Annotated in this window: 12 protein-coding genes, 1 other RNA gene and 1 pseudogene; 7 read left to right on the top strand and 7 right to left on the bottom strand. The window is 39.8% G+C overall.

The window, feature by feature from the left end; translation table 11 throughout:
* Positions 1–36: 36 nt before the first annotated feature.
* The 3 genes from AVJ20_RS00475 to AVJ20_RS00485 all read right to left on the bottom strand — a co-directional run bounded on the left by AVJ20_RS00475 (position 37) and on the right by AVJ20_RS00485 (position 2,151).
* Complete coding sequence (locus AVJ20_RS00475) at positions 37–816, bottom strand: glutathione S-transferase N-terminal domain-containing protein (RefSeq protein WP_111883744.1); 780 nt, start codon at positions 814–816, stop codon at positions 37–39.
* A 146-nt stretch (positions 817–962) separates the two neighbouring features.
* Entirely contained in the window at positions 963–1,475 is a 513-nt protein-coding gene (gene rraA, locus AVJ20_RS00480) for a ribonuclease E activity regulator RraA (protein ID WP_111883745.1), read from the bottom strand.
* Positions 1,476–1,485: 10 nt separating this feature from the next.
* Positions 1,486–2,151 carry an NAD(P)H-binding protein gene (locus AVJ20_RS00485; protein ID WP_111883746.1) on the bottom strand — a complete coding sequence of 222 codons (666 nt, stop codon included), beginning with the start codon at positions 2,149–2,151 and terminating at the stop codon, positions 1,486–1,488.
* Between the two features lie 215 nt (positions 2,152–2,366).
* Between AVJ20_RS00485 and rpsT the strand changes: the two genes are divergently transcribed.
* Positions 2,367–2,633 carry a 30S ribosomal protein S20 gene (gene rpsT, locus AVJ20_RS00490; RefSeq protein ID WP_078188707.1) on the top strand — a complete coding sequence of 89 codons (267 nt, stop codon included), beginning with the start codon at positions 2,367–2,369 and terminating at the stop codon, positions 2,631–2,633.
* Positions 2,634–2,737: 104 nt separating this feature from the next.
* On the opposite strand, the gene AVJ20_RS00495 is transcribed toward rpsT, so the two are convergent.
* On the bottom strand, positions 2,738–5,332 hold the full coding sequence (locus AVJ20_RS00495; protein WP_171319161.1) for a M66 family metalloprotease: 2,595 nt from the start codon (positions 5,330–5,332) through the stop codon (positions 2,738–2,740).
* Positions 5,333–5,776: 444 nt separating this feature from the next.
* On the opposite strand from AVJ20_RS00495, the gene AVJ20_RS00500 reads away from it, so the two are divergent.
* Entirely contained in the window at positions 5,777–6,220 is a 444-nt protein-coding gene (locus AVJ20_RS00500) for a hypothetical protein (RefSeq protein WP_111883748.1), read from the top strand.
* A gap of 86 nt (positions 6,221–6,306) precedes the next feature.
* Here AVJ20_RS00500 and AVJ20_RS00505 read toward each other — a convergent pair whose 3' ends face one another.
* Together AVJ20_RS00505 and AVJ20_RS00510 are read right to left on the bottom strand one after the other, a co-directional pair.
* On the bottom strand, positions 6,307–7,050 hold the full coding sequence (locus AVJ20_RS00505; RefSeq protein ID WP_078188709.1) for a histidine phosphatase family protein: 744 nt from the start codon (positions 7,048–7,050) through the stop codon (positions 6,307–6,309).
* Between the two features lie 69 nt (positions 7,051–7,119).
* Positions 7,120–7,971 (bottom strand): 3'(2'),5'-bisphosphate nucleotidase CysQ family protein, encoded by an 852-nt coding sequence (locus AVJ20_RS00510; protein ID WP_111883749.1) that lies wholly within the window; start codon positions 7,969–7,971, stop codon positions 7,120–7,122.
* Between the two features lie 13 nt (positions 7,972–7,984).
* Here AVJ20_RS00510 and AVJ20_RS00515 point away from each other — a divergent pair, with 13 nt between their 5' ends.
* The 4 genes from AVJ20_RS00515 (at position 7,985) to AVJ20_RS00530 (ending at position 11,033) form a co-directional block, all read left to right on the top strand.
* The gene (locus tag AVJ20_RS00515) at positions 7,985–8,686 is read left to right on the top strand and encodes an HAD-IA family hydrolase (protein ID WP_111883750.1); all 702 of its coding nucleotides are present in this window, start codon (positions 7,985–7,987) and stop codon (positions 8,684–8,686) included.
* Complete coding sequence (locus tag AVJ20_RS00520) at positions 8,679–9,119, top strand: RNA-binding S4 domain-containing protein (RefSeq protein ID WP_078193523.1); 441 nt, start codon at positions 8,679–8,681, stop codon at positions 9,117–9,119. Before AVJ20_RS00515 ends, AVJ20_RS00520 begins: the two co-directional genes overlap by 8 nt.
* A 145-nt stretch (positions 9,120–9,264) precedes the next feature.
* Positions 9,265–10,308, top strand: a complete 1,044-nt coding sequence (gene recA / locus AVJ20_RS00525; protein ID WP_078193524.1) for a recombinase RecA — start codon at positions 9,265–9,267, stop codon at positions 10,306–10,308.
* An 80-nt stretch (positions 10,309–10,388) separates the two neighbouring features.
* Positions 10,389–11,033, top strand: coding sequence for a regulatory protein RecX (locus AVJ20_RS00530; protein WP_111883751.1), 645 nt, complete (start codon positions 10,389–10,391; stop codon positions 11,031–11,033).
* Positions 11,034–11,140: 107 nt separating this feature from the next.
* Here AVJ20_RS00530 and ffs read toward each other — a convergent pair.
* An RNA gene (gene ffs / locus AVJ20_RS00535) (signal recognition particle sRNA small type) lies at positions 11,141–11,237 on the bottom strand.
* 291 nt (positions 11,238–11,528) lie between these two features.
* Between ffs and AVJ20_RS00540 the strand changes: the two are divergent.
* A pseudogene (locus AVJ20_RS00540) lies at positions 11,529–12,390 on the top strand (YbgF trimerization domain-containing protein).

The following is a 12,390-nucleotide window of genomic DNA, read 5'->3' on the forward strand; positions in this document are numbered from 1 at the left end:
GACTATACACTGTACTTAGCTTAAACTTAAGTGAGATTAGCTCAAATATTGCTTTTTCAGATATTGCACAATTTTTTCAGATTCAAAAAGTTCTACACCAGTATTAGGATCTTTCAAGTATGGTACTTGAATATTGTTCCCCATGATTTTTAACACTTGTTCACGCTTACCACCTTTTAGAGGTACATATTTACCAGGTTTTAAGCGCATTATCGCTAATCCTTGATCTTGCCAACGCTCCTTAGCCACATTATGAAAGGTATATGCCAATTCCATTTCAGACAATGCGCTACGTACGATGCGTGTATATGGACTCGCTTCAAAACCCCATAGTTCTAAGAGTTGACTTGGTGCATCACGATGGATAACTTTACGCTGCACCCACACCCCTTGAGCCCCATTAATTAATGTTCCAACAAAGGCAACATACGGAATTTTAGGATAATTGGCATACTTCTTAGGAGTCTGACCTGTTTTGCCATAATGTTTAAATAGATGATGAATAATTTGCTGAGATTCGTACAAACGATCCCCTGTATTGTCATCCACCAAGAAAGGAAATTGTTGTTTTCCACCCAATTTCTGTACCTCTAAACGGTACTTTTTAGCCCCTTTGGGACATGGATAAACCTCATAATCCAAATTAAGTGTGGTCAAAACTTCACGCACACGACGGCAATACGGAGAACCTTCAAATTCGTACAGTTTAAGGGCTTTTTCAGGTTGTTTCGGATAAGGCGTCCCATTTGTACCACGTCCGCCCTCTGCTACGCCTGAGAGCAACGCTTGCGCCACTTTTAATTGATGCAACAACATACTTTTTTCCTTTCTTTTTTTATTTCATATTTTTATACAACAGCCGAGAGTCCTCAGCTGATGTTTGTATTTTCTTTTTCACATTTATATCGTCGTGTATGAGCAAGAATTACGCTTTCATTCCACGACTAAAAATTCAAGTACGCTTATAAAGCAACCAATTGCTCTTTTGAAACAACGATGCCGTTATTATCAGCATAGATAAAATCACCAGACTGAATGTTTACACCACCAAAACTTAATGGAATATCTGTTTCACCCACGCCTTTGCGGTTACTTTTTTGTGGAATTGCGGCCAAAGCATGCACACCTAAATCAAGTTCGGCTATTGCATCGACATCACGCACGCAGCCGTAAATAATGACACCATTCCAATGATTCTTGACTGCAGATTCAGCAATCATATCGCCCATCAAGGCACAGCGCATCGAAGCGCCACCATCCACAACCAATACTTTACCCGTACCATCGGTTGCCAATAATTCTTTAACACGAGAGTTATCTTCAAAACATTTAACCGTCACCACCTGACCGCCAAAACTTTTTCGTGCACCATAACTTTGAAAGAATTTACCATCCAAAGACGGGATCACCACTTGTAATTCTTTGTCTGGATGATCATCAAGTAAATCACAAGTGACGAATGGAACTGTAGACACGGTATTTCCCTCATTTAATTGTTAGTATGCGTAAATTATCATAAATCTCGAACTTTTCAGTCTGAGTTTGTGCCGCCTCGACCATAGTATGAGCCACTTGCTGTGCTGTCACTGGCTTAAATTTGAAACGATCAGGTACAAAATGCGAAAAGCGCATATAAAGTTTCTGTGTCGCATCTTCTAAACGTCGAGATTCATTACGCTCACCAAGTAACAGCGAAGGCTTTAATATCGAAAGTTGATTTAACTTTAAGGTTTTTAAATAATATTCTAATTCCCCTTTGACTCGATTATAAAAAAATGCGGAATTAGCGTCAGCGCCCATAGCACTGACAATGATCAAATGGGTTTCTGTATATTCTAATAATTCAGCAAAATGCGCATTGATGCTAAAATCAATTTGATAAAAATGATCTTTAGACCCTGCTTTTTTAATGGTCGAGCCTAAACAACTAAAGGCATGACTATAATCTCTCACATCATCCTGAGTCAGAGAAAGAAAGTCACTGATCACCATTTGTTGAACTTTTGCCAGTCCATTCAGTTCATGGTCACGTTGACGTACAACAGCCGTAATATTCTTACATCCTGTATTTTGACTGAGCTGACGAACCAGTTCCCGCCCGACCAATCCTGTTGCCCCAATGACAATTGCATTCTCTATACTTTTAGTCATTTTTCATACAATCTCAATCACTTTAGACTAATCTAACGTTTTCTTTAAAATTTTTCTGCATCTAAAATGTTGTCAAAGCATGTCAAGACTTGACTTAAGCGCTTAGTTTAATCACAATATGGCACTTGTTTACGGGCTGGTGATAGTTCTTCTGATGTTGGTTTTCAGATGTAATTTCAGCCCGCCCAGACCAATCTATTTCAAGGAGTGCACGAGTGGCAAACTCTGCTCAAGCAAAAAAACGTGCTCGTCAAAACGTTAAAGCACGTCAACACAACGCAAGCTTACGTTCTATGGTTCGTACTTATCTTAAACGCACAGTAGCTGCTATTGCTGCTGGTGATTATGCTGTCGCTACAGAAGCTTACAAAAAAGCTGTTCCTGTAATCGACCGTATGGCTGATAAAGGCATCATCCATAAAAACAAAGCTGCTCGTCATAAGAGCCGTTTAAATGCACAAGTTAAAGCTTTAGCTAACTAATTTGTTGCGATGAAAAAAGCCCTTTTTAGGGCTTTTTTTGTGCCTATTGATTTTTAAAAGCAAAAAAATAAGGTCCTTATTGGACCTTATTTTCTATTTACAGATTATTTATTAATCAGTTTCATATTCGTCGCTGATAAATATGTCCATAATAAGTTTTTGCTTGCTGTCAAATTTGTCCAACGTTGATTGCCACCGTTGGTACAGCTATATCGAATTAAATCCGCACGGTTATTTTGCAAACGTCCCGTATTTAAATCCATGCATTGACCACTTTGACGAATCGTTGTAGTCGCAGGGTCCATGGTCCAAATTTGGTTGGTTTGATTTAACACGCAACGTTCTAGCGTCACTTTAGCTGAACCACCGTTGCCTGTTATGCATTGATCTGGATTTGACTTACTGTGTATACGGCCAATGGCATCATATACCCACTGTTCCGATTCGTCCGCCGTACAACCGCTTGGGCCACTGATGTATAAATTTAATGTTCCATCAGTTAAGGTTTCAGATTTCAAACAATTGTTACCATTTTTGATCAATGTCGCCTGCTCGAACAAACCTTCTTGAGTGACTGAAAGCTTTTTCATAAATGCTTCGAGCGCGCTTTGCGCCTCAGGTACTTGATTGGTTAGGTCTTGTGCATACACATTCATCCAACGATTTAGTCGGTATGCTGTGTTTTGTTGCGACTCATAACGGGTTAATTGCTGACGCGCCACACTATTCATCAATGACTTGTCATTTTTATAGGACTCGTACAGCATTTTTTCAGTTGGATTAAGTGCAACAACAGCATTTACAGCTTGCGCTTCCAAAGCACTTTCTAATTGAGGAAGTTCGATAGCACGCAATGCACTATAACCATGCTGACGTCCAATTTTGACGGCCGGCTTGATCGCTGTACTGTAGACTGGAATATCAATATTTGCTAATAACTTGGCTTCTTCACCTGCTTTTTTACAATACAAATCAACTTTCTGTGGTTGATCTGCCAAAGCTAAATTGACATGCAATTTATTGGCATTACTGCCTAATCGTGCAGGTGCTAAAGCAATATTGTTGACTTTATTCGTGTATTGCACATTCAACCAACATGCCGCTTGATCCAAAGCGGTATTGGCAGCATTTAAGTCATACACATTACCCCAGTTTGAACGTGCAGCAGGATACAACAAACCAACTTGATTGACTGGATCATAGCCCCCTAAAATGGTAATTACGGGCTGACCAAAGACCCGTGGTCGTGGATAATTTTGATCTGCGTTATACCAAACCGGAGCCGTAGAATTTGGCATCTTCGGTTGAGCGACTTCCATTTCACGAGTGGTTTTGTTCCACTTTTTGTAGCCGGTAGGCGAAGTTTCATCCCAGACATAACGGTCAAAGTGTGGTTGAATTTTCAGGAATGTGCTGTAACCCGTATAGTGTGTGTAGCGTGATACATTACTATCAGGATACCCGCCGGACATGGCATCTTTTCCGTACGGAAACAGATTTTTAAAATTTGGGATACCATTCGCTCCATCCCACTTCCATGTCGCCGTCCATGATAGATTTCCGCGCATCATATTGCGATTGGCAATATAACCCCATCCGCTGTCCGCATGATGTGCAGCCCAAAATAGATTGTCACCTACCTGACCAGGGTAATGTCCTAAACCATAGTGATGGCCAATTTCATGGCTAAATTCATTCCCTACAGAATCATAAAGCGTGAGCATGCCATTACCACCACTCAGTCCATGAGTATGCACACCATTGACATAGTTCCCCTTCGTATGATGGACAACTACTGTTTGGGTTAATTGTGGCTGACTTTGGTTGGCCATAGATGCACTGGTAATACCCCAGTTAGCAAGGTTTATACCAACACTAAAGGTTGATTTACCGACATCCTCACGCATGTCTCCTGCATAAACACCACCATCTCCGGCACTTTTACTGTCATAAATAACACCTGAAGATACCATTGCACGTGTTAACTGAATATCATCATATTGTGCAACCGTCATTTCTGCAGCTGGAATAGTCTGAAAGTAATCTGTCCCTGCTTTTTCAGGCTCTAAAAGCATGTAATGACCTGAAGATTTGGGTGTATCTGTCAACATTCCTATACGGATATTATTCAACACCAATTCACCTGGTGCAGCAAAATCGATTTTATCTTCAGCCAATTCACCGCTGACTTTATTTGCGTCAATAAATTTTAATCTTAGACCGGGTTTAACTTCATCCCAATTGAGTTTCGTGGTCCACGCGCGTTTACTGTACCAAACATCTGGACGACCTCTTTGCCCACTCTGGTCTGAAACAGGCATTTGCGTCGGATCATCCAATGTCGCGGTACGAATTAAGCGGTTGTTTTGATAGATTTCTACTTTGAGTTGCTTGATGTTTTGCATATCAAGTGTTGGCGTCACGATAAGCAGCGCTTCTTTTTCACTGGTTAACCGTGGCATTTTCTTGGATTCGTTCGCATTCGGATCGACGACATGACTTTGACCAAATTGAACTTGCGCTGAAAAGTTGCCGACTAAATCATTTCGTATTTCACGAACAGCATCATTTGCATCGTAGTCATAAAAGCCAATACTGGTATCATCGACTATGTCTTGGGTCGGTTCTGGATAATTTGCAGTTGATGCAGAACCACTTGAACTATCACCACCGCCTCTGCCACCACAAGCAACTAACATTAATGACACAATACAAATTGATAATTTGTTATATGAAAAACCTATCACACTTTTCACTACTATTCCCCAATTAGCCACAAAAAAACCCAATTAAGAGACTTACATAAAATATATAAATCAATAAGTTACAATAAATTTAATGCTATTTTCTTTTTATTAATCATTCAATTGCCGTGATTTGTCACTTATTAACAATTCAAATAAAATCTAAATATTTAGTATTGGCGGAATCACGATTGGTGTGACAGGTACTTCACTTTTCAACTAAAATTAAGGTGTAGGCCTTTAAATACAATCGTATATTCCCGACAAAAATTGTCAGGATATTTTTAGAAACTTTGTAAATAAAAATTTTTAGAAATGGTTTAATCCCATATATTTTTTATGGTATTTTAATTTTCATCCTAGGCAGCCATTGCTGTACAAATGAAAAGAGGGATAAAAATGTCGATTAACCAATTTTTGCCATCATTAGAAAAATTTGCAGAAGCAGAACATCAATATATTGAATATTTTACATCGAAAGGTGAAAAAGACATTTTAGGTAAAGTCATTTCAAATATGAAATCGACCGCTGAGATTCAAGCCTCTCAAGGCGTGGACTCATGGTTAGCATATGGCGTGTATTTACCTGCTGTAGAACGCATCTTTGCGCTGCATCAAGGGGAAACAGAAGCTGAATTTTTTGAACGCACACAATATCCCGTTAAACTCGTGCAAGCGTATAGTATTAAAGATCATGACATTGCGACATTGATTGCTGCAGACAAATACAGTCGAATCCACCAACAGCATCTCCCTGTCAATACTAGCCGCTGGCCTTATAGTGACGACGGTTCAAGTATTGATTTAAATCAATACCCTGCGCGAATTAAAGCCAATATTTAATCTTTTATTTAGTGAAATATTGAAGCAGATAAAAAAGCATCCCGTACATGGATGCCTTTTTTAAATATTTTATATGCGCAAAATACTTAGAGTTGCTGCTCAGCCTGCTGAAATTCACGAATATTTAATTCATTTAGTTCACCACGCCAAATCCATTTCAGTTTAGATTCAAGGAATACATCTCCTTCAAACCAAACAAATAAACCTTCCATCATTTTCGGCCAGTCTTCGCGTGTCACGATATTTTTACCTGAAATAATGGCAAGAATCGCAGCCAAAATTGTGTCATGACTCACCGCTAGACTCAGGCCATAATCATTGGTTGGATGAGTGTTGTAAATCAACTCCAATACATCTACCACCCCATGAATAGGCTGTTTCATCCCCGGCAAAGCATTATTTACGAAACTATTGATAAAGCCTAAAGCACCTTGCTTTTGAAAGTATGGTCCTGCTTTTTTAATATCGAGCACAAAACTTCCCGGCTCGACCAATAATCCTTGTTCAATGATTTCTATATGGTGGGTATTTGGCTCAATCGTGACATTATCTGCACCTTGAATCATCAATGCTGCCGTATCCACACAGCGCTGAATTGGACTCGAAATACAGTGCTGAATAACACGATCGGTATTTTCAACCAAATAGCTGCCCCACGCTTCGGCTAAATCACGTCCTTGATGGGTCAGTTGCAAGTCATAACCAGCCAACCCCTGTCCTTGTACAACTTCACGAATGGAATGACGTGTAAACAAAGTTACAGGCGTCTTTTCATCCGGCAATAAGTCTATTGCTTTCAGCATACTCGGTGGGAGCAAATCTAGGGCCATAATCGACAGTTCTTAAATGCAGGAGATTTAACGGAGTGTGCAGACACTATAGCATGAACCCGATTTAGCTCAAGTTTTGTCAGGCATGTTTGCCAAAGCATTTAAGGCCAATTCTTTCATTTCGGCATTTTTAAATGCAATAAATCCACCATTTAATAAAGTCGTGCGTTGGTTATATAGAAATGCGCGACCTTTAAAATCAATCAATCCACCACCAATACGCTCGATTAAACATTGTCCAGCACTAGTATCCCATTCACAGGTAGGATGAAAACGCGGGTAAATATCCACTCGATCTTCTAACATCATACAAAACTTATATGCACTACCAGCATGGTATGCCTGATAAGGACTAAGTTTTTCTAAAGCGTCTAGATAGTGCTTATAAATCGGCTTATTTTTAGCACTTTGACTCAAGCCAACGTGTACGACATTCTCTACAGAGGTTTGAACATATTCATACCATGTGGTTGACTGGCTATCATATTTCAGCGGCAGTCCCTCAAAGGGACAAATATATACGCTGTATTCCCCGGGGATCGCCAATATGGCAAAGGTAGTATTAGTACCCTCAACCAGACTCAGATTAATGGTAAATTCAGGTCTTTTATGTAAAAACTCTTTGGTACCATCTAAAGGATCAAGTAGCCAAAATTTTTGCCATTGCATACGTTCAGACTTGTCACCTTCTTCTGACAATACAGGCAAGTTAGAAACTTTGGATAATGCTTGAGTAATATAGCTATTTGCACGATAGTCAGCTTGCGTTACAGGTGAATCATCACTTTTACGTTCCACATCAAAATCCGCACCTGAGCAATAACGCTGATATTCTTCTCGCAAAATTTCGCAAGCTTGTGTCACAATGGGAACCAACTGCAAAATCAGTGGGTCTTGCGGTGCTGTTGTTGTTTTAAACATAGAATACCTTTATATGCCAAATTACTCAGAAAAGCCGACGATCATTTTCGATATGGACGGTACTTTACTCGATCTTGCTTATGATGATTTTATCTGGAATGAGCTGCTGCCAATTCGCTATGCTGAACAGCATCAGTGCTCACTCGAACAAAGCAAGCAAACGCTATTTAGTTTTTATCAACAGCATAATCATACCCTAAAATGGTACTCCTCTCGCTTTTGGACGTCACAAGTTGGCGTTGATGTTCTGGAAATGCAGATAGAACAAAAAGCCAAAGTAGCCAAACGCGAAGGCTGCATTGAGCTGCTCACGTATCTAAAAGAAAATGGCTATCCTATTTGGCTTGCAACCAATGCCGACTTTGCAGGCTTACAATTCAAACTTGAAGAAACAGGTCTTCGTGATTATTTTGATGTTATCGTCAGTTCAGAAACGCTCGGTCATGCCAAAGAGTTTATTGAGTTTTGGCAAATATTAGCAAGCAAACACCCCTTCGATGCAAAAAACTGTTATTTCATTGATGACACAGAAAAAGTGCTCAATGGTGCAAAACTTTTTGGGATTGAACAGCTCTATTCGATTCAGCAGCCTTCATCTGCCAAAGCGCCTCGCGAGACTTGTAATTATCCAATGCTGTCCGCATTAACAGATTTAATCCCTATTTTAGAAGCTCAAACGACTGAGCAAGCCGAGGAACAGAAAAAATATGCGTAAATCAAATCTAGCCGAAGATGCGGTTAGTATGCGTATAGATAAATGGTTGTGGGCTGCACGTTTTTTTAAAACACGCTCTATTGCCAAAAATGCGATTGAAGGCGGTAAAGTTCATCATAATGGCGAACGCGTTAAAGTTTCTCGTGAAGTTCGTGTAGGCATGGAATTAACCATTGCACAAGGCCTTGAGAAAAAAACTGTGGTGGTGAAAGCACTGTCGGATGTTCGTGGGCCTGCCCCAACCGCTCAGCTGCTTTATGATGAAACTGAGGTCAGTATTGCAAAACGGGAATTGCTCGCATCACAAAGAAAGTTGCATAATCTAGCTCGGCCAGATCATCGACCAAGTAAAAAAGATCGTCGAGATATTGGTAAATTTAAAAGAGAAAATGATCAACAGTTTGACCAGCAATGGTCTTATAATGATGATTAAGTTAAAGCGTCACAACATGTCGCACCTGTTGTGATTTTCATAGAACAAAAGGATGATTTCTGTCACTATACCCTCGTGGAACAGATCTAAACTGAATACATCCACTTGAGTATATTGTTTCGTGACATCGTATTGAGGTTGTAAGATGGATGATAATAAAAGCAAGGCGTTAAATGCGGCCTTAAGCCAAATTGAAAAGCAGTTTGGTAAAAACACCGTTATGCGTCTTGGTGATAATACTGTACAGGCAGTTGAAGCTGTCTCTACAGGTTCTTTAACATTAGATATCGCACTAGGTATTGGTGGTTTGCCTAAAGGTCGTATCGTAGAAATCTACGGTCCTGAATCTTCTGGTAAAACGACTATGACATTACAAGCTATTGCACAATGTCAGAAAGCTGGCGGTACTTGTGCATTCATCGATGCTGAACATGCATTAGACCCTCAATACGCACGTAAACTTGGCGTAGATATTGATAACTTACTTGTTTCACAGCCAGACAATGGTGAACAAGCACTTGAAATTGCAGACATGCTGGTACGTTCAGGTGCCATTGACCTGATCGTTGTCGACTCTGTAGCTGCACTGACCCCTCGCGCCGAAATTGAAGGCGAAATGGGTGACTCACACATGGGCTTACAAGCTCGCCTGATGAGCCAAGCACTGCGTAAAATTACCGGTAATGCGAAACGTTCGAACTGTATGGTGATCTTCATTAACCAAATCCGTATGAAGATTGGTGTAATGTTTGGTAGCCCAGAAACCACAACTGGTGGTAATGCACTTAAATTCTATGCATCTGTACGTTTAGATATCCGCCGTATTGGTCAAGTGAAAGAAGGCGACGAAATCATTGGTTCAGAAACCAAAGTGAAAGTTGTGAAAAACAAAATGGCTCCTCCATTCCGTGAAGCGATTTTCCAAATTCTTTATGGTAAAGGCGTGAACCATTTAGGTGAGCTTGTTGACCTCGCAGTACAACAAGAAATTGTTCAAAAAGCAGGTGCTTGGTATTCATACCAAGGTGACAAGATTGGGCAAGGTAAAAACAATACCATTCGCCACTTAGAAGAACACCCTGAACTTGTGCAAACTATCGAAAAACTGATTCGTGAACAACTTCTGACTACGGGTACAGCACCTGTAGAAGACAAAGACGAAGAAGAACCAGACTTTTTAGATGCTTAATTACAGCATACTTTAATAGCAGACGAAACGCCCTACGGGGCGTTTTGTTTTGCACTCAAAATTTGTATTAAAATGCCCCCATGACTAAAGACCATTTTCCACTCTTGCTTGATTATGAAGCACTGAAACAACAGTTTGCAGAAGCTGAAGAAACTACCTGCGTAAATCATGCTGCACAAACTGACATTTCACATGATAATACTTCGGTGATCGATCACACTGCGTTGCATTTTGACACCAATGGTAAAGATGTTCATGCTGAAAAAAAACCAGGACTGCGCGGCTCTCGTCTACGCTCCTACGCTTTTGCAGTACTCACACGTAAAGAATACTCAAAAGCGGATTTAATCGAAAAATTAGCACTGTATGCGGATAGCCGAGAAGAAGTCATACACTTGGTGGAGGAACTCGCGCGTGAGAACTATCAAAGCGATCAGCGTGTAGCAGAGATGGTGCTATCGAGTCAAAAACGTAAAGGTAAAGGCCCTAATCGCATAAAGCTCGCGTTAAAAAATAAAAAAGTAGACAGTGAATTAATTCTGGATGAATTAAAAGAAACAGATTGGGTCGCTGAAGCTTACCAGCTCAAAATAAAAAAATTTGGCAAAGCTGTTGAACGTGATCCAAAACAAAAAGCCAAACAAATACGTTTTTTGCAATATCGAGGCTTTGATCTCGATACGATTTTTAAAGTGATTGCACGTAAAGAATTTGATGACGAATAAAAAAGATATAAATCTAAATGAAAAATTAATAAAACTAAAATAAAGAAGAATATAGGATTGAAAAAATGAGAGGACGTTTAATTTATTATTATTGAAACTGGTGGCAACCCTACCAGCAAGACTTCGGCACATCATATTTCTACTACCGTTGCTACCTTCCGGTCCTGGCGGGGTTTATAGAGTACAATTGCGAAGTAACCAGCAGGGCTACCATTGCAAGAACAGAGTATAGAGATTTTTAATAAACATGCAAGCCTAAAACCAAGAATTCCTGAGTAGAAAACACTGTTTGATTATTTATAAATCAATATGATGGTCGATGATGTAGAAAACGTGAAACTTCATCACTATATTTTTACTTTAATACACAGCAAGATTGTAAAAGCTTATTGCAATTCAGATCTTTGGCGTTTTTAATGTGCTTATCGTTTTATCTAAAGCTGTCTGTAATAAAACTATTCTATACGGACATGCTTGTAACTACATGGAATTTTTATGATGTTTAAACAGCATGTATTGTGCGCCCTTACATTGACTTGCTCAGGTGCATTATTTGCCAATATTCCAATTGAATCTCGTGGTTTGAGTGGCGCTAATAATGGCACTGTGTATACAGCAAATAATACGGCCATTCAAACAGGTGCTGGCTCTACCCCTATTCCAACCAATTTGAATTGGCAGCTTATGCAGAAGAACCAACAGCTCGAAAATGAATTGCGTAGCTTACGCGGTAAAATGGAAGAGCAAGACAATATTATCGAACAATTAAAAAGTGAACTTACAAACCGCTATGCAGATTTAGATCAACGTTTAGAACTACTCCAACAAAAAGTAGATCCAAGTGAAGACACCGAGGCTGCGGAGGATAACCAACAAGGTACTGCACCCAGTAACAGCTAATACAGCGCCTACACCTATTAAACAACCTACGACCCAAGCAACATTAAGCTCATCTGCAAACCAACCTGTAAATGCAGGTGGTGACTCACTTGAGCTCGAGAAAGCAGCGTATACCGTTGCTTTAGATGCATACAAACAAGGTGGTGCCAAAAAAGCCATTGCACCGATGAAAAACTTTATTAAGAATAATCCTAACAGTGTTTATATTAGCAATGCATATTTTTGGTTAGCTGAGTTCAACCTTGCTGTTGAACCGACCAACTACGCGGAAGCGAAAAAGAACTATAGTATCGTAGTAGATCAATACCCTGAGTCGACCCGTGCGCCTAGAGCGTTATATCAACTGTATAGCATTGCAAAAGACGTCGATCGAAATAGCAGTTTAGCAACGCGGCTCAAAAGCAAGCTTATCCAAAAGTATCCAAAATCTGAAGAAGCAGGCTTTGTTAAAAAATAG

Origin of the sequence: Acinetobacter sp. CFCC 11171, assembly GCF_003268405.1 — a bacterium.
Taxonomy (GTDB): Bacteria; Pseudomonadota; Gammaproteobacteria; order Pseudomonadales; family Moraxellaceae; genus Acinetobacter; species Acinetobacter amyesii.